15 protein-coding genes are annotated in these 18,069 nt (G+C 45.3%); 3 read left to right on the top strand and 12 right to left on the bottom strand.

Annotated features, from left to right (window positions below):
* Positions 1 to 53: 53 nt before the first annotated feature.
* Positions 54 to 1,028, bottom strand: a complete 975-nt coding sequence (locus HMPREF0240_RS13215) for an ABC transporter permease (RefSeq protein WP_009003917.1) — start codon at positions 1,026 to 1,028, stop codon at positions 54 to 56.
* A gap of 216 nt (positions 1,029 to 1,244) precedes the next feature.
* On the opposite strand from HMPREF0240_RS13215, the gene HMPREF0240_RS13210 reads away from it, so the two are divergent.
* Entirely contained in the window at positions 1,245 to 1,766 is a 522-nt protein-coding gene (locus tag HMPREF0240_RS13210) for a hypothetical protein (protein WP_009003916.1), read from the top strand.
* Positions 1,767 to 1,949: 183 nt separating this feature from the next.
* Here HMPREF0240_RS13210 and HMPREF0240_RS13205 read toward each other — a convergent pair whose 3' ends face one another.
* The 4 genes from HMPREF0240_RS13205 to HMPREF0240_RS23490 form a co-directional block, all read right to left on the bottom strand.
* The gene (locus HMPREF0240_RS13205; RefSeq protein ID WP_009003915.1) at positions 1,950 to 2,951 is read right to left on the bottom strand and encodes a substrate-binding domain-containing protein; all 1,002 of its coding nucleotides are present in this window, start codon (positions 2,949 to 2,951) and stop codon (positions 1,950 to 1,952) included.
* A complete protein-coding gene (locus HMPREF0240_RS13200) occupies positions 2,929 to 4,734 on the bottom strand; it encodes a sensor histidine kinase (protein WP_009003914.1) in 1,806 nt (601 codons plus the stop codon). The genes HMPREF0240_RS13205 and HMPREF0240_RS13200 overlap by 23 nt, the downstream gene beginning before the upstream one ends.
* Positions 4,735 to 4,737: 3 nt before the next feature.
* Entirely contained in the window at positions 4,738 to 6,342 is a 1,605-nt protein-coding gene (locus HMPREF0240_RS13195; RefSeq protein WP_035313389.1) for a response regulator, read from the bottom strand.
* Between the two features lie 238 nt (positions 6,343 to 6,580).
* The gene (locus HMPREF0240_RS23490) at positions 6,581 to 9,115 is read right to left on the bottom strand and encodes an Ig-like domain-containing protein (protein WP_009003912.1); all 2,535 of its coding nucleotides are present in this window, start codon (positions 9,113 to 9,115) and stop codon (positions 6,581 to 6,583) included.
* A 476-nt stretch (positions 9,116 to 9,591) separates the two neighbouring features.
* Between HMPREF0240_RS23490 and HMPREF0240_RS13175 the strand changes: the two genes are divergently transcribed.
* Entirely contained in the window at positions 9,592 to 10,425 is an 834-nt protein-coding gene (locus HMPREF0240_RS13175) for a helix-turn-helix domain-containing protein (protein ID WP_009003911.1), read from the top strand.
* Between the two features lie 48 nt (positions 10,426 to 10,473).
* Positions 10,474 to 10,881 (top strand): VOC family protein, encoded by a 408-nt coding sequence (locus tag HMPREF0240_RS13170; RefSeq protein WP_009003910.1) that lies wholly within the window; start codon positions 10,474 to 10,476, stop codon positions 10,879 to 10,881.
* Between the two features lie 202 nt (positions 10,882 to 11,083).
* On the opposite strand, the gene HMPREF0240_RS13165 is transcribed toward HMPREF0240_RS13170, so the two are convergent.
* The 7 genes from HMPREF0240_RS13165 to HMPREF0240_RS13130 form a co-directional block, all read right to left on the bottom strand.
* Positions 11,084 to 11,725 (bottom strand): ATP-binding cassette domain-containing protein, encoded by a 642-nt coding sequence (locus HMPREF0240_RS13165; RefSeq protein WP_009003909.1) that lies wholly within the window; start codon positions 11,723 to 11,725, stop codon positions 11,084 to 11,086.
* Between the two features lie 58 nt (positions 11,726 to 11,783).
* On the bottom strand, positions 11,784 to 12,677 hold the full coding sequence (locus HMPREF0240_RS13160; protein ID WP_009003908.1) for a hypothetical protein: 894 nt from the start codon (positions 12,675 to 12,677) through the stop codon (positions 11,784 to 11,786).
* A complete protein-coding gene (locus tag HMPREF0240_RS13155; protein ID WP_009003907.1) occupies positions 12,670 to 13,425 on the bottom strand; it encodes a hypothetical protein in 756 nt (251 codons plus the stop codon). The genes HMPREF0240_RS13160 and HMPREF0240_RS13155 overlap by 8 nt, the downstream gene beginning before the upstream one ends.
* 644 nt (positions 13,426 to 14,069) lie before the next feature.
* On the bottom strand, positions 14,070 to 15,080 hold the full coding sequence (locus HMPREF0240_RS13145) for an aldo/keto reductase (RefSeq protein ID WP_009003906.1): 1,011 nt from the start codon (positions 15,078 to 15,080) through the stop codon (positions 14,070 to 14,072).
* Between the two features lie 55 nt (positions 15,081 to 15,135).
* Entirely contained in the window at positions 15,136 to 16,017 is an 882-nt protein-coding gene (locus HMPREF0240_RS13140; RefSeq protein ID WP_035313383.1) for an aldose 1-epimerase family protein, read from the bottom strand.
* Positions 16,018 to 16,026: 9 nt separating this feature from the next.
* Positions 16,027 to 16,959 (bottom strand): 1-phosphofructokinase, encoded by a 933-nt coding sequence (gene pfkB / locus HMPREF0240_RS13135; RefSeq protein WP_009003904.1) that lies wholly within the window; start codon positions 16,957 to 16,959, stop codon positions 16,027 to 16,029.
* 60 nt (positions 16,960 to 17,019) lie between these two features.
* Positions 17,020 to 18,069: an alcohol dehydrogenase catalytic domain-containing protein gene (locus HMPREF0240_RS13130; RefSeq protein ID WP_009003903.1), complete on the bottom strand. Its 1,050-nt coding sequence runs from the start codon at positions 18,067 to 18,069 to the stop codon at positions 17,020 to 17,022.

The following is an 18,069-nucleotide window of genomic DNA, read 5'->3' as shown; positions in this document are numbered from 1 at the left end:
TCTTTTACCCTTGCCTTTCTATTTCTTCACTCTCAGATTTCCATGTATCATTATTAGTTCTTTCTGCGTCTTGCGACAACATCACTAAATACTGCAACAATAACAATAATACCTGTAATGATAAGCTGATAATCTTTTGAGAAGCCAAGAGCCAGAATCCCTTCCTGAAGCAGAGCGATGATAAATACACCGATTACGGTTCCGCTGATAGAAGCAAGCCCGCCTGCCATGGAAGTTCCTCCCATTACGCATCCTGCAATCGCTTCGTTGTTGTACTGATCGCCATATCCAGGCTGAACTGTTGTGTATGCAGATACATAGAAGAGTGCTCCGATCCCAACCAGAACTCCGCAGATTATGTATGCTGTCATTTCCCATTTCTTAACGTTAACTCCGGAAAGTCTAACTGCTTCTTTATTGCTTCCCAGTGATAAGATGTAACGTCCCATCTTTGTCTTATTCAATATAATTGCACAGACAACTGCCACTACAAGGAAGATAAACAGGCCGATCGGGATATCTCCCATCTTAACCAGATATCTGTACCATCCGCCCTCAGCTGAAGACTGCGGCCAGCTTACGGACTGTGTCTTTGTGAATACGGATGCAAGCCCCTTGGCAATGTTCATACTTGCCATGGAAGTAATGAATGACGGTACGGACCAGTATGCTACCAGGTAGCCGTTAAAGATACCGAAACAAAGGCCTACCAGAATACTGATCACCATAACTAACGGCATCGGAACTCCATATGTAATGAGGCTAAATCCGGAAACGAGTGCGCAGCAGAACATAACCGGCCCAATGGAGAAATCAATTCCTCCTGTTGCAATTACAAAGGTAACCCCCAATGATAAAAATCCAAGAAAATATGCATAGTTAAGGGCACTCAGAATTCGGCTGATTCCTGCAAACTCTCCCTGCGTCATTGCGCAGAAGAATCCGTACAGAAGAATCAAAACAAAGCATAACACAACTCTGTTAAACCCCACCTTTTTCACAAAAGGATTTTGTTTAATCTTTTCCACTTTTCTTCCTCCTACTTCTTTAATCTTGCTGCTTTCAGAGATGCTGCATTCATTCTCTCATCCTGTTTCAAATGCTGTCTCGTACGTATCTGTTTTGTCCCCGTCACACTCTGCCATATATCCCATTCCCCTGAAACCGCTCTTGCAATTCCGGAAAAACATGATTATAATACGATTATCTTGCCGCTCAGCATGAGCAACAAAAAGGAGGTTAACATGAAACACTTACGTACATTTTTTTCTGTATCACTGATTTTAGTTCTTGCCGCAACCACTCTTACAGGATGTAAAAAGCAGCCGCCGGCTGTCGAATGTCCATTCACAAAGATGACCTGGGAGAACTCTGTTGATGATGTGATCGCCGAGGAAGGCGATGACTATACAACCTATGAATCCATATATAACGGAACCACTTACGAGTTCGCCAAGAACTATCTTGATCAGGAGGGAACAGTAAAATACATGTTCGACGACAACGATAAACTAATGTGTGTCGCCTGGACTTACGGTACAGATGAAGAGAAGGCCCTGAAGGACGTATACGATAAAATCCATCAGGATGTGGAAGATACCTACGGCGAAAGCGGCTATGATTCAGAGAATCAGACCAACTACGGAGATGTCTGGTATCTTGAAAACGGTAATATCCTTCTAATGGTTGTTACTACCGAAACCCAGAAGGCTCTTCAGTACTCTTATCTTAACCCGGAAGTTTCCACCAAAGAAACAGAAAACTGAGTCAACAAACATTTACAATCAAGATTTACACATAGTATAATATTTATTAACTTTTTATTAAATTGAAAATTTTACTGAAAAAGGTTAAAAAATTACAGTCTAAAAAATATCGACCGTAATTTTTAACCTTTTTCTTATTGTTTTTATGTTATTTATCTCTTACTGCAGACTTATCCACATACTCTACTGCTGTCCTGTAAATGGATAAAGCAGCCTCTGATTCTCCTCTTCGTACATGTTTTCTTTTGTAATCATCTTGCATCCAGAATCCACATTTTTATCAGCCTTTTTCCCGTTCAGGACATTCACTGCCTGCTCAACACCCAGATATCCGATGTTAAATGGCTTTTGTATGATAATCCCCTGAAATACACCTTCTTCCAGCAGCTGAATCTCCTCAATAGAGTTATCAAAACCGACTACTTTGACCCTGCCCGCAAGCCCCAGGTCCTTCACCGCTCTCGCCGCCCCTACCGCCGCATACTCATTTGTTCCCATGATAACACCCATCTCCGGATATTTATTCAGCATATCCACAGTCAGTGAGTATGCTTTTTCATAGGATGAACCGCAGAAAACAACATCCATAACCTGTTTCTCATAATCGCCCAGGCCTTCTCTCATGCCGTTTTCCCGCTCTATGGCAGTGGAAGCTCCCTTTACATGGGCCACAATACCAATCTGAGAATTTTCTGACAGCAGTCCGCGGGTAAATTCTCCAAGTTCCCGGCCTGCCAGATAATTGTCCGTTGCAACGACTCCCTGGGCAATGTCCCGATCTATGACGGAATCAATCAGTATCAGTTTGATCCCGCTGTCCACAACGTCCTGAAGTGCCTTTGACATCTCTGAATAGCTGCACGGTGCCACCAGCATGGCATCCGGCATCTTTTCAATGCTTTCTTTGATGCACTTGATCTGTCCCTCCACATCGGTTTCGGACTTACCGCCTACAATCTCAATATCTGATTTGAACTCTTCCGCCCCCAGCTCCGCTCCTGCAATCAGGGAGGTCCAGAATCCATTCTTCTCATCAATCGTTTTTGGAATTAAAATAATCTTATACACTTTCTGATCCTGATCCTGCATATTCAGCAGGCTGAAAATGACCAGGAAAAGCGCAGTGAGAATACAGCATAAAAACATGCCTGTTATAATTCTTTTACTTGTGTATTTCTTCATCATCTGCTCTTCCCTCCAGCGGCACCGTAACGGTAGCCACTGTTCCAACCTCCTTCCTGCTGATATAAGAAATTCCATATTCCGGCCCATAATAAAGTTTCAGCCGCTTCTGCACATTGGGCACGCCCACACCATTTGATTTGTGTTCTTTTCTGGTCTCATCAAAAATGTGCTCCAGAGCTTCTTCTTCCATTCCTACACCGTCATCCGCGATCGTAATGTACGCTTTTCTGCCCCGCGCATATCCTCTGATGCTTAGATTTCCCTTCGTGTCTTTATACTTCAGCCCATGATAGATGGCATTCTCTACAATAGGCTGCAGCGCGAACTTAATAATCATGACATTATGAATGTCCGGAGAGACATCAATGGAATATTCCAGCTTGTCTTTATACCTCATCTTCTGGATCGTCAGGTAACTGCGCACATACTCAATCTCCTCCGAAATCGTAACCTGTTCCTTGTCATTACTGATACTTTGCCGAAGCAGACGGGCCAGCGCAGACGTCATGAGCACAACCTCGTCATTCCTCCCCGCCTCCGACATCCAGATAATTGAGTCCAGCGTATTATAAAGGAAATGAGGATTAATCTGTGCCTGCAGCGCTTTCAGCTCATTCTTGCGTTTCTGCTTCTGTTCGTATACATTCTGCTCCATCAGTGTATGAATGCGCTCTGTCATAACGTTAAAGGATTTGCTCAGGCTTCCGACCTCATTTGCCGCCGTGACCGGTACATTCGCTTTGTCAAACTGGCCTGCCTCTACCATGCTCATGGAATCCCTGAGCTGGCGAATCGGTTTTGTAATCTCCCTGGAGATAATGCTGGATATCACAATAACCCCCAGCAGAAGCACACCTGCGACCAGCAGATAAAGCATCTGCGCCTGCTTATTATTTTTCAAAAGCTCCGATGTGTAGGCAGCACCCACAACCGTCCAGCCTGTCACGTCTGATTTTGAAATGGTATAGAGCTTATCCCCTTCCCTGGACTGAAAATGGTCCTCCGTGCTGGACATGATCTCGTCTATATTCTCCGTCTTCAGTCCGCCATACATCAGCTGCTGCTTCGGATGATAAATAATGTTCCCCTCCTCGTCCAGAATAAAGATATATCCGCTGCTGCCAATATTATTATTGCTGCACAGAGAACTGATGGCATTGTAGTTGAGGTCTACAAAAAATACTCCTCCGCTTTCTCCTGTCTGATAGTTTTTCAGGGGCCTGCTCAAGGTAATGACCCATTTGTAGCTGCTCTTTATGGCATTCTGTACATGGGAAGAAGAAATGGCGATCACCTTCTTCGTCGTCAGTGCCGCCTGATACCAGCTCTGCTCGCGGATGTCGATATATTCTGTAAACTCATCCTCGTCCTCGTTTAAAATATAGCGCCCGTTGTCCGCCACCACCGCGATATTATATATATCGTTCCGGCTGTTCCGTATTGTTTTAAACTGGGTCAAAATACGTTCTTTTTCCGCTGTCATCTCCTCTTCCGACTGCTGCGTATTATACAGATAATTAGATACGTCACTGCTTGCTGCAACAATCGAAGATATATTCAGCATATAATCCATATAGGAATCTATATCATAATTCACCTGTTTAATAATCTGGGAAGTATAATTGATTGAATTTTCATAGATTGTATTTTTTGTAAAATTCAATGCAATAAACAGGAAGATCAGCACTGCAATCACCATCAGCACGGAAAAGGAAACCATAATTGTGCTCTGGATACTTTTAAATCTGCCAAATACCGTCCTGGATTCACGTTCTTTCTTCATGTACTAGCTCTCCCTGGCATACTCCTTCGGAGTTTTTCCTGTCATTTTCTTAAATGCAATGCTGAAATAGTGAGGATCGCTGAACCCCACTTTCTCTGCAATCTCATAATTCTTCAGGCTTGTCTGACGCAGAAGCTGCTTTGCCCGGTCCATGCGGACTCCGGTGAGAACTTCGGTGAACGTCTTCCCCGTGGCCTCCTTGAAAATGCTGCTGAACCGGCTGGTGCTGATGTTCAGATACTCACAGATGTCATTCAGCCCCAGATCCTGATTGCTGTAATTTTCTTTGATATAGTCCATCGCCAGAACTGCCAGGCGCTCTGCGCTTGTCTGCCCGACAGCACTTACTGCCTCCATCCCTCTGGCCGCATATTCCCGGATCAGCTTCATGGCCTTTTCCAGATTCCTTGCATCAGTAATACCGGATATGTCCGAATCTTTCAGCGAAAAATCCTCAACCGTCTCCTGCACCGTCAAAGAGATGATGCGAAGTACCTGGTGAAGGTAAGCCACCGCCTTGTTTCTGCTGACATACCCGGATTTCATCCAACTCTCAACATGATCCAGAACTTCATAAAGAATCGCTTCATCCTTTGCTTTGACTGCTGCAGCAATATCTTTAAAATCCTGTTCCAGCTCCATCGGATTGCCGGCCGGCGGAACCTGTTCACAGTCAAATAGCATACCGCTGCCCTGGGTATAGCGGAACTTCAGGATACCCGTGGCAGAATCGTAAGATTTGGAAAGTTCCCCCAGTGACGTGACATAAACCCCTATGCCCATGGAAACACTCAGTTTCATCGCATCATAAACAGTATCTTTAATCTCCCGGCAAATGATATTCACTTCGTTTGCAAATTCTTTTGGTTTATTTGTAAGAAAAAGGATACATACCCTGTTGTCGGAATCCCGGTATGCCAGTCCTGCATTATGGTTGTTCACAATTTCATTGCTGATATTCTCCACAACAAAAGACATCAGCGCGCTCTCTTTCTTCAGCTCATCGTCAATTTCGTATAAATCCGAGTATACATCAATGTCCACTGCCGCTACCCGGTAAGACGCCCCTTTAATTGTAATGCCAAACTCTTCCAGTTCCCGAAGGCTTGTCTCCACGTCCTGGGTTCCCCTGATCAGTCGTGAAAGCGCCCTGGATATGATCAGGGCCTCATTCTTCGTATAACTCTGATAAACCTTCGTCAGTTCATCCATCTTCTGTTCCTGCTGTCTCTCGCTGTCCAGCTTCTCCCTGATCCGACTCAGCACTTCAGACAATTCCTTTGCAGTAACCGGCTTCAGTATATACTCGGCAACCTTATACTGGATTGCCTGCTTGGCATATTCAAAATCACTGTATCCGCTGAAAATAATTGTCGTAGTCTGAGGCAGATTCTCGTAAATATACTTACTCAGCCCCATACCGTCGATATAGGGCATACAGATATCTGTAAGCACCACATCAACCTGTGTCTCTTTTAAAAACTCAATCGCAGCCTTGCCGTTCTCACAATCCCCAACCAGCTCAAACCCCAGCTGTTCCCATTCAATCTTTGCACCGATCGCCTCGCGCACAAGGATTTCGTCATCTACCAGTAAAACTTTGTACACTGCTTTTTCCTCCCGTATGAGCATATTTTACGTTGACATACTTAAAATTAGTATACAACAAGTTCCTCCCCAGGGGAAGAGGGTTGGGGCGGGAAAATTGTGGAGGACGGGAAAGGACGGGAAAGCGGCAGCTTTGAACAGCAGGTTCCTTATTATGGTTTAAAATAAAGTGCGCAAATAGATTTCTCCAATTTGCGCACTTTTTTAGGCTTTCTCAATGTTTTAGCACTGATCCGTCTTACCTTCTGCTCTTACCTTTTTTTCTAATCACTACACAGCCAATGCTGACTGCTGCTGCACCAGCCAGTAAAACTATAGTGAACATGATGCTGGTGGTATCGCCTGTTTTTACCGTACTAACTGTAGTTCCGTTATTAGAAGCCGGTTTATTTTTATCACCGTTCACTGTATTGTTGTTATTGCTGTTGTTATTACTGTTATTGTTGTTATTATTTCCCGCATTTTTTGCTTTTACAGTGATCTTGCAGCCTGCTGTATAATTACCATCCTCCGTCTTTACTGTAACTGTTGTAACGCCTGCCGCTTTTGCCGTCACGTTGCCGTTCGCATCCACTTCTGCTATACTGCTGTCTTCAGATACCCATGTTACATTTTTATTAGCAGCGTTTTCTGGTGCCGCAGAAGCCGTCAGCTTTCCGGATTCACCTGTATTTAATGTAAGTTCCGCAGGATCAATCGTAATACCCGTCACCGCAATCTCCTCCGGTGCCTTTTCAGTTACCGTAACCTCACAGGAAGCCTCAAAACCGCCATCTTCTGTTTTAGCCGTAATCATAGTAGTCCCTGCTGACTTTGCCGTCACCATTCCCGTGTTATCAACTTCTGCTATACTGCTGTCCTTTGGTGTCCATGTAACATTTTTGTTAGCAGCATCGGCCGGTGCAACCTCGGCCGAAATCTGCTGCTGGCCATCCACTTCAAGCTCCAGCTTGTCCGGTGTTACCGTAACACCTGTAACGTTTATTTCAGATACTGAGGTATGAATGCTCAGTTTAGGTACCCGCGTTTCTCCGCCTTCCCGGCTTCCAATATGGAGTCTGTTCCCCTCTGTATCACAAAGCGCGATAGTAATTATATTTTCATCTGGATTACTCTCTCTGAACTGTTTTACTAATTTAGTCACATCCAGTTTTACTTCAACAGGAGAAACATCTGTTGCAAATGCTGCTGAAGCAGCAACTGTATTCTCCATATCCTCCGGATCATAGTGTAATGTCGGCTGATTTCCCCATATCAGTGTGCCTTCATCAGCCTGATTGCCGTTTACATTCTCTATTCCGATTCCTTCTGTCCATTCTGAATCTGCTAATACGGCCTGTATACTGTCTTCATCCGTCTTTGCACCATATGATCCCTCGAAGACCAGAGATAAAACAGCACTGTCTATACTTCCCTCTTCGAACTCGGAAATGTCATATTTTATAAACGAAATTTTGCAGTCATAACCGCTGTCAGGTCTTGTCCCTTCTCCAAATATTCCCTGGCTGTTATTTTTCTGGAGTTGGAGGAATGTTTCACCACCATAATTCTTTCCATTTTCATTTCCCCATGACTGAACCGTACTGTCAGCTATCGGAGTAATTCCTGCCCTGTTTTTTAAGGGATCAACATATACATCCGTCTTTGCGAACTCTTTTAATTTTTCTCCGTCAAACGGTACAATAATAACCTTGCTCCCATGGTCGTCACCGCCGTGATCCTCTTCTTTCTGTACATCGATTACCGCAAATAAGAAAGCTTTTAACTGTCCGTCCTCAATATATACATTGGGCCTTTCCAATTTGGTCCAGTTATTTTCTGTTCCATCCTCATAACTTAAAAATGTCTGTGTCGGTGTGTACGCTATTCCTGAATGCCGCACCCAGTTAGTCAGTCCGTCTTCAGATGTCAGATAATAAGCCTGACGGGCATCCCACTTATTAGCAATACAGTGATACAGACCGTCAGAATACCACATAACCGGATCTTCCACATTACTTGTAGGCATTCCTTCCACATTCCACCACAGGCCGTTTGACTCAACGGCCCATGGTCCTTCAATCGTATCAGCCGTCCAGATATCTCCATTCCGGTTAATTGTCTCATATTTTCCGTCAGGTCTCACAATAATGCAGATGTTAGACTTGTACAAATCTGCCCCATCTTTGCCCTGCATGATGCCAAGAGATATCCATGGACCATCCAGGCTTTTGGACACATGGATTGCGCCATTTACCTTATCGCTGTTTTTGAAAGCATCGCTTGTAACAACCGCGTATTTATACTCCCCATACAGAGGATCACTTTCACTTAACTTAAATGGGAAGACATTGTGTCCGGATCCGTCAGCATCATCCGGCCATAATTTTCCCTGATCCGTATATGGACCATAAAAGTTATCACTGGTGGCATAGATGGCATCGGAATGCATCCAACCGTTATGCCCACTTTCATTATCCCATCTGCTGGCAAACATATAATACTTTCCGGAATCGTCATCTTTAATTATTCCGCCGTCCCAATAAGAATAGTCCGACAAGTCTCTGTCTTCCAGCCCATTCCCCTGATCTCGCGGCCCCACCGCAGTGGCTCCCCAGCAATCGTTTGATAATTCTTCTACAATGGGCATGGGTAAAAAGCAATCCATAAATTGTGTTGCCGCTTCTCTTCCTGTAGTGTCCTCGGCTTTAATACTCATTGCAGGAAGCGCCGCTGTTAACGTAATAGCTCCCGCTGCAATAAACGCAATTCCTTTTTTAATGATCCTTTTCATAATTAATCCGTTCCTTTCACATTTTTCAGGTCCAACCTATACCAAAACTTCAAATTTCCCCACATTCTTACGTCTCCCCTAAAACAGGATTACAAATGATATGTTCTCACTCCTCTCTTAAAATAATAGCTCTGCATATCCGAAACGTTTCGGTTTTACTACAAAAAATCTCTTATTTTTCTTAACCTGCACCAAAGTTTAGAGTCAAGATCTTAACCGAAACGTTTCGGTTTTGTATAGTAGTAGTATATCACAATTTACATCCATTCTCAATGTATTTGGAATTTTTTGGTATTTTTATACAATCACTCCGTGTTTTTTTGTCTATTATTGCCAATAACAGAAATGGGGATTCCACCTTTCCATCTTCTTCCTAGAAAGGGAAATAGACTCAACTTCTTTTAATAAACTTAAATAACATGTATGATATAAATTAAGATTGATTCATTTAATAATTGAAAGGGACAAAAGGGATAATGATTGATAAAAGTAGTTTAAGGTCTATATCTGAAGATAGGGAGATACTTATTCGTGAAGGTAAATTTGCCTATCTGCTTCCGTGTGAGGAGCTCAGGAATTTGATATCCAATTTCACAATCACTTTTCCTGATAAAGCTATGTTCTCTGATCACTATACAATTATGCCTCATGGCAGTGTTACGCTTGTGCTATTTTATTATAATGGCAGGCTTCACAGCTTTTTATTTGGACCAACCACAAGGCCGGTTAGAGTTGGCGATATTGCCAATAAATGTGATGTTATTTTTATTATTGAATTCCAACCGGCGGGATTTTTTCCATTTTCTAAGATAAATCAAAAGGAACTGACGGATAAGATTGTGCCGTTTTCATCCATTGATGATTCATTTGATATTGCAATGCATAGTATTTTCGGATCTTCTTTATCTGCGGATGAATTATTGCTTGAATTTGAAGAGACATTGATTCTGAATATTCGATTTCCATATCCCGAGGAGCTTTCGCTGGCTGTTAAATATATCATTCAACTGGAGGGGGCTGCACCTTCCATGGAAATCTCAAATAGTGTTTTTTATAGTTCAAGACATCTGAACAGGCTGTTTAATCAATGTCTCGGCATGAGTATGAAATCCTTTTCCAGGTTAGTGAGAATAAATAAATCCATTCAGCTTCTAAATGAAAAGACAAGCACTTTGGCTTTAATCTCTGAGAAACTGGGGTATTATGATGTCTCCCACTTTGTGAGAGATTTCAAAATGGTATGTAATATTACGCCGCAGGAATACAAAACTAATATGTCCGATTTTTACAGTGAAATAGCCAAGTTTTAAATCTATAATATTTCTACAGCGCTAAATAGAAAGAGAGGAATCATTGAAATGAAATTTAACGTGACAACAATTCGTATTCTGGTACGGAAAAACTATGGAGAATGCTTTGATTTTTACACAGAAAAAATCGGCTTAACGCCGGTTTGGGGTGACCGAAGCGGGCCCTATACCTCTTTTGCCACGAGCAGCGGTACAGCGCCCTGCTTTGCTATCTTTGCAGGCGAAGCCATGCCGATGTTTCAGGGATATGAGCAGCCGGCAGCCACCACGCAGCCGGATACCGTTGCGGCAGTGATTCCCACGCTTGACCTGGATGGAGACTATCTGCGTCTGAAAGAAGCGGGAGTGGCATTTCTTGGGGAGCCGCAATACATTGAAGCTTGGGGGATGCGCTGTACTTATTTCAGAGACCCGGAAGGAAATTTGTTTGAATTAAACGATGCCAGCAATGTGTAAGTAAAGCCACCTATATCATACGCAGCATGTTGTTCACAGTAAAGTTCCCCAGACCGCCGGATTATTGTTTCGGCGGCCCGGGGAATTTTATATGTCCTATACTATATCCGGCAGATAAACGGTCCCTCTGGCATTTAAACTGCCGGCAGTTTCTACGCATCCTCACTCTGATCGCTCTGGCGGAAACACCGGAAAAACCAGATCATTTCACCTGCGTCAACACCCCCGCGTCCATCTCACTGATTGTATCACAGAGCCGATCTATTTCCAGCATATTATGGGCTGCAAGCAGAATGGTCCTGCCCTGCGCTCTGATCTCGTCCAGCAGAACGCAGACTTCCTCCGCCCCCCGCTTATCCAGCCCGTTAAACGGCTCATCCAGGATTAACAGATTGGGCTTCTCCATGATTGCCTGTGCAATACCAAGGCGTTCCCTCATCCCAAGAGAGTACTGCCCCACTTTCTTTTTAGACATCGGGTCCAGCCCTACTGTCCGGATTGCCTCCCGCACCTCTTCGTCTGTAATCAGCCTTTTCAAGGCAGCCAGCCGCTTCAAATTGGCAAATCCGCTTAGCCCGGGCAGGAATCCCGGACTCTCTATAATCATGCCCGCGGATTCCGGAAAATCCACCTCTTTGCCAATCTGCCTGCCATCCACCCATACGGCGCCGCCGTCCGGCTTTAAGAATCCACAGATACACTTGAACATGACTGTTTTTCCAGAACCGTTAAATCCCATGATTCCATGGATCTTCCCCTTTTCAAAGCTGTGCGTGATTCCCCTTAAGACCTTCTCTTTTTTAAATGATTTCGATAAATTTTCCAGCCTGACCGCACTCTCCATCTTGTACTCCTTTCCTTCTGTATCGCCTCACTGCCGCACCACTCATTTGGCCATTTCATCATTCGTCCACCCGGATAAATGAAAAATTATAGCTTCTCATTCTTCTTCCCGCCAGGAAAATCAGCACCACAATCAGCACCAGAAAAATTCCCGCACTCACCTGCACCCTTGGCAGATAATCATAGCCAAAATTATGCATGGGGAACGTGGCATGATTCAGAGGCGACAGCCAGCCGCACAGCACATTTGCCCGGTATTCCAGATTTCCTGTGAAATGAAAAATCCGGTGAAAGATAGAAGGATTCAACAGGAATCCATACAGATTCACCGCAAAAGCCCCCAGCACGCCTGCCGCATTTCCGCCCATCAGATTCAAAAGCAGCATTAGGACGGCAATAAAGAGTGAATACAGAAGCATAAGTGAAAACACAACAGCGGCACAGTAATAAGGCGTGGAAATTTCCATGGTCTTCACGGATACCGGGACCGTAACATTCTCCCCGCCTCCATATCCGAGCATTGCCGCCGTCTCACTCCATACATTACCCGTAAAGGAAAAGGGTGCCCCCATAATCCCCAGTACAGCCAGTAAAAAAAGATTATAGATCACCGTTGTCAGAACCACATAAATCACCTGTCCTGCCAGCCAGACGCTCCGCTTTGTACGAATCAGCCAGTATGGCGTCATCTGGCTTACAAAGGGCATATCCGCGAACAGCAGTACCAGTAAAAGCGAGGAAAGCATCACAGAAGTGGCATCCCCGTAGGTCCAGATAAAAGGCTCAAGTATCTGCAGAACCGATTCATACTGCACTGCATAGGAGACGACCTGATTTGACAGCATCAGGCACAGCACCAGCGCCAGTATGAATGTCATCCAGATCCGCGGGCTCCGTCTCCACCCGGAGAAATTCTGTCCCGCAATTTGAAAAGCCTGTCTTATATCACGCATAATCCAGCCTCCTTTTCAATGCCCACATAAACAGAAGGCCGGTAAAGACACAAAGTATCAGCAAAGCCACAATGCAGAAAAGGTCACTGTAATAAACCGGAGCCATCCAATATCTGGGATTCAGAAAAAACAACGCCCGGTAGTACCTTTCCTGAAATACGCTCAGCACATAATACAGGATAAACGGTACCGCATATGCCAGATACCGGTTCCGCGTCACTACTGCGGCAAGACCGCCCACCATAGCCCACAGGGCACCATTTAAAAATCCCCTCGGAAAACTTACTAATACTTTCAATAGAAGTTCGGAAAATGCGGGTCCATGGTCACTCAGTATCGGAAATTGACCAAAACCAATGCAGCTAATTCCCAGCATAAGCAGCATAGCAAAACATAGCATAAATCCACCGGAAAGAATCAATCCTGCTGCCTTTCCCACAAGATACTTCTTTTTCCCCGAACGCACGCAGCTAAACAGGGCAAACCTGCTGCGAACCTCCATCTCCGCATCTCCCCCTGCCGCAAAAGTAACGGCTATGGGGACAAAAAGAAGGGTATTTGTGCCATTGGAACAAAACGAATATGCCAAAAACCATCCCGGTCCTTCCTGTGAGCCGCCTGCATCTATCAGAAACTGCAGGTACAGCTGTTCCGATATCAGCGCGGCGGCCAGAATCAGCAGCACACCGGCAAAGAAACGCACATTCCAGACGCTGTTTTTAAATTCAACAGCTATTATATGCCTCATAATATACCTCCAACTAGTACACAGCAATTATTCGATGTACTAATAATTGCTATGTACAATAACACCGTATAAAAAATCAGCCATCTGTCTTTCCTGTTCAGAAAGCCCATTTTCTTTTTAGCATTCGAAAACATTTAACTTAATATTATTATAATTGGTTTCAAATTTTCTTTATTATAATCATTATACACTCTACAAGCCGAACATTAAAGTTCATATCACAAAACTATCTGAATTCAGCACAATAAATCCCCCAGCCATCAAAGCAAGAATCCGCCCCCCGATCCCCCTCTCCCGCCCAGAGGCCCCTCCCGTGATTGCGTCCTCCCGTCTGGATGCACCCAGCCTGCCGTGAGTCTGACGGGGAGGGAGCGCAGGACACATCCGGGCATTTCGGATGCGTAGAATGCGCGCATAGAACCACTTATAACAAAATCGTGCCATCACATGGATTGAATCTGCTTCCGAAGCAGATTCAAAGCCGGCCTGAGCCGTGGAATTCATCAGAATTCCACGGTGAATGCCGGTGGTTCCATGTAATGGCACGATTTTGCTATTAGTGGTTCTGCGCAAATGCCCCGCATCCGAAATGCCCGGATGTGTCCTGCGCTCCCTCCCCGTCAGACTCACGACAGGCGGCCTACTTACAGAGTCACAATCACCCCATCCTCATCCCAGAGATCATGCCAGTCGTCTGCGCCTTCCCATAAGAATACTTGCCCTTTTACAAGCCTGTTATTTCTCTCAAGGGTCGCTATTTTAGCCATTTCCTCGTCTGTGAGCGGGTCTTCCAACATGCATTTTAAGTTGCTTACGTATTCCACTTCATGTACGGAGAATGGAATCGGGATCTGTCCTCTCTGATGGGCCCATTTCAGTGCGATCAGGGCCGGGTGGACGCCATGTGCTTTTGCAATCTCCTGCATTTCCGGTGTCTGAAGGTCAGCGACATCCTCAGGACACATATCCCTCTCCGGTCTCTGCGGGGAGCCTAACGGCATAAAGCCTACCGGCTGGATGTTATGAGCCACAAGATAATCGAATAATTCCTGCTGTTGGAAGCACACGTGAAGTTCCAGTTCGCATGCTGCCGGCATGATCTTCATGAGCGGCAGTACGGCTTCCAGTTTCGGGATCGTCATGTTGGAGATACCGATATGACGAACCAGTCCCTTTTCTACCAGTGACTCGCACTGTCTGTATGTACTCATAAATTCTTCTACGCTGAACGGTCTGGAATCAGGATTTCTGGAATCCACGTCACACCCTGGTGCATGATAGTTCGGGAACGGCCAGTGGATAAAGAACATATCGATATAATCGCACTGCAGGTCAACAATACTTTTTCTGCAGGATTCCTCTACTTTATCGTGCATGTCATTCCATACTTTTGTCATAATATAAAGCTCTTTACGCTCTACTACGCCTTCGTCAAATGCAGCTTTGAAAACCTCCCCGATCTGGTCTTCATTTCCATAGCATGCTGCACAGTCGAACATGCGGTATCCGCACCGGATTGCACCTGCTACCGCATCGGACACCTGCTGTGGTGTAAATCTGTCAGAACCGAATGTTCCCATTCCTACACATGGTACTTCTTCGCCTGTATAAAGTTTCACTTTTGGCACATCTGCCGGGTTAATAAATTCTCCCATTTTTTTGTCTCCTTCTTTCATTTATTATTTTCACCGCATAAGTATACGGGAATTTTTACAAAATGCTTATTGTATATGTAAACTCTTTTGTCTCTCCGGGTTCCGCAAAGCTGACATTGCGCTTATGCTCCAGCACATCGTCCTCGTCACTGCATGTGGAAAGGCCGCTCCATGGCTCCATGGCTACAAACGGGCCGTCATTTGCCGTGGACCAGAGTATGAGATATGGGAACTGTTCAAAGGCCAGTTCGATCCCCTTATCTTTCTCCTTATGGCAGAAACGCACTTTTCTGGACTCCAGTTCATCCAGTATGACAGCATCCTTGTGGAACAGGCTGTGCTCCAGACCGAGACATTTTTCTCTTTTTAATATGCAGGTCCTGTGCTCCATATCGATCAGGCCGGTCTCGGTCACAGGAGTGGGTATCGTACAATATTCTGCCTTTTCAAACACAATCTGATAATCCGAATAGTCTTCTCCCTCGTCCAGAGGACAGCGAAATCCCGGATGGCCGCCGATAAAGAACGGCATACGTGTATCTCCCGTATTTTCAACTGCATAGGTCACACGGACTGTATCTTCCTCCAGTCTGAACTTTGCATACAGCCTGAATGGGTAGGGAAACTGGTTAAGCATCTTTCCGGTATTTTCTATAGAAAAGATAATCTCATCCTGCGTGATACGTTCCATCATGAACTCTTCTTTTCTCACAATTCCGTGTCTTGGCATTGCAAGTTCCTTCCCGTCCAGGGTCTTTGCCCGATCATCCCGGATGCTTCCGCAGATCGGGAACAGCACCGGAGCCTGACCGGACCAGTACTTCGCATCCCCCTGCCAGAGATATTCGGTGCCCTTACAGTCTTTTATAGAAGTAAGGGTTCCGCCCTTCGTCGTAAACCGGACTTCCAGGCATTCATTTTTCAATGTATAATCCATATATTTCACCTATTTCATCTTTATAATCCGGATCTCCGGGAAAATGCGCTCCATATCTTCTTTTACAAAGAAGCCCGTCTCTTCTCTCAGAGCCGCCGCCGCTGAAATTGCACTTGCCTTTCTCAAAACACCTTCCATAGAAAGCCCCTCGCTCAGTCCCAGGGCAAACCCGGCAATCATAGAGTCGCCGCATCCCACAGTATTCACCGCATCAATCTTAGGAACCTCCGCACGGAAAATGCCTTCGCTGCAAACAACGAATGAGCCTTCGCCGCCAAGAGATACGGCTACAATCTCCACGCCATCGTTGTGGATCCGCTTAGCCGCCTCCACCATGTCATTAAAATTCTCACATTCTTTTCCTGTCAGCATCCGGATCTCATCCAGATTTGGCTTTATCATGGTTGGTTTTGCTTCTATCCCCATCTCCAGCAGCTTCCCGCTTGTATCCAGGATCACCTTTTTGCCGGCATCCCTGCAGACTCGAACCAGCTTCTGATATGCAGTTCCGTCCAGTCCTTTCGGAACACTCCCTGACATTGCCACAACATCTGCTTCGGCCGCCAGCCCCTTAAATTTCTCCAGAAATCCACTGAAATCTTCCTCAGACACGGTAAAACCCGGCTCCAGAAATTCTGTCTGCACATGGTTCACCTCATCCCAGATGTTGATACAGGATCTGCTTTCTGCGTCCATGTGGTAAAATGCACTTTCAATTCCGAATGGTTTCAGAGAATCTTCTATATAAGCTCCCGCATGCCCGCCGACAAATCCGGTTGCAATTACCTGTGCTCCCGCAATGGCAGCCGGCTTGGAAACGTTAAGGCCCTTGCCTCCCGGTGTATAGGCGCATTCCCTGACACGGTTTACCTCTCCTGTCTGAAATCCCTCCACTACATATCTCTTGTCAATTGCCGCATTTAATGTGACTGTAAGTATCATGTTTCCAGCCCTCCCAAGCTTTGCCTAATCGTATCTGTTCAAAACCATGAACAGTTATGATTAATCCTCATTCATCAACAGAACTTTTCCTTTTACCCTCCCCGGTGTCTTAAACATCTGGAATGCTTCCTGCGCCTGACTCATAGGCATCTTCTTATAAATAAATCCCGGATCAAATTTCAGCTGCCCTGTTGCAAAATAATGTGCCGTCAATTCCCACTCTTTCCCAGGGAATGGAGAACTGTAGGACATCCAGGAACCTGTCAGCTTGAATTCTTTGCGGTTCATATTCTCCCACATTGCGGGAGTGAAGGTCAGATCCACATGTGGGGTACCGATAAAGCATACGTGCGCCTTATTTGCCGCCAGTTCAAAGGCCATATACATTGTAGGCGCCTGTCCGGCAGTCTCATATACATATGTAAAACCCTTGCCGCCAGTCACTGCCATTGCTTCTTCCATAAAGTTCTCTCTTGTTGTATTGATCACTTCATCTGCGCCGAGACGTTTTGCAAGTTCCAGCCGCTCATCGCTGATATCGAATACAACTACTTTTTTAGAACCGAAGATCTTTGCCCACTGCATTGTGAACATTCCGATCGTTCCCCCACCCAGGATTGCCACATACTGTCCGCCCTGATAATCATTCTGAAGAAGGCCGTGCAGTGCAACTGTGGAAGGCTCAAACATTGCCCCCTGCTCATAGGAGATACTTGGATCGAATACAACCGCATTCTGTTCCGGTACGACAACAAAGTCTGCATTGCTGCCCTGCTGCCTGGATCCGATAAAGCTGTAATGCTTGCAGAGTGAGAAGTTGCCGTTCTGGCAGTCATCGCACTTCATGCACGGAAGAAGCGGCGCTCCGGAAACTCTGTCCCCAACCTTTACCTTTGTGACGCCTTCTCCTACTTCCACCACGTCTCCTGAGAACTCATGGCCCAGTACGATGGGATAGAAATGCACGCCGTTATGAAGTACTCTTGGAATATCAGAGCCGCAGATTCCGGAAGCCTTCACCCTGACCTTGACTTCGCCCGGACCTGCCTGCGGCTCCTCGTGATCCTGATACTGTACATCCTCGTTTGCACATACTACTGCTGCTTTCAT

It is taken from the genome of Clostridium sp. D5, assembly GCF_000190355.1.
Taxonomy (GTDB): Bacteria; Bacillota; Clostridia; order Lachnospirales; family Lachnospiraceae; genus Faecalicatena; species Faecalicatena fissicatena_A.
Note: the sequence above shows the minus strand (reverse complement) of the source record. Positions and strands in the feature narration are given on the sequence as shown.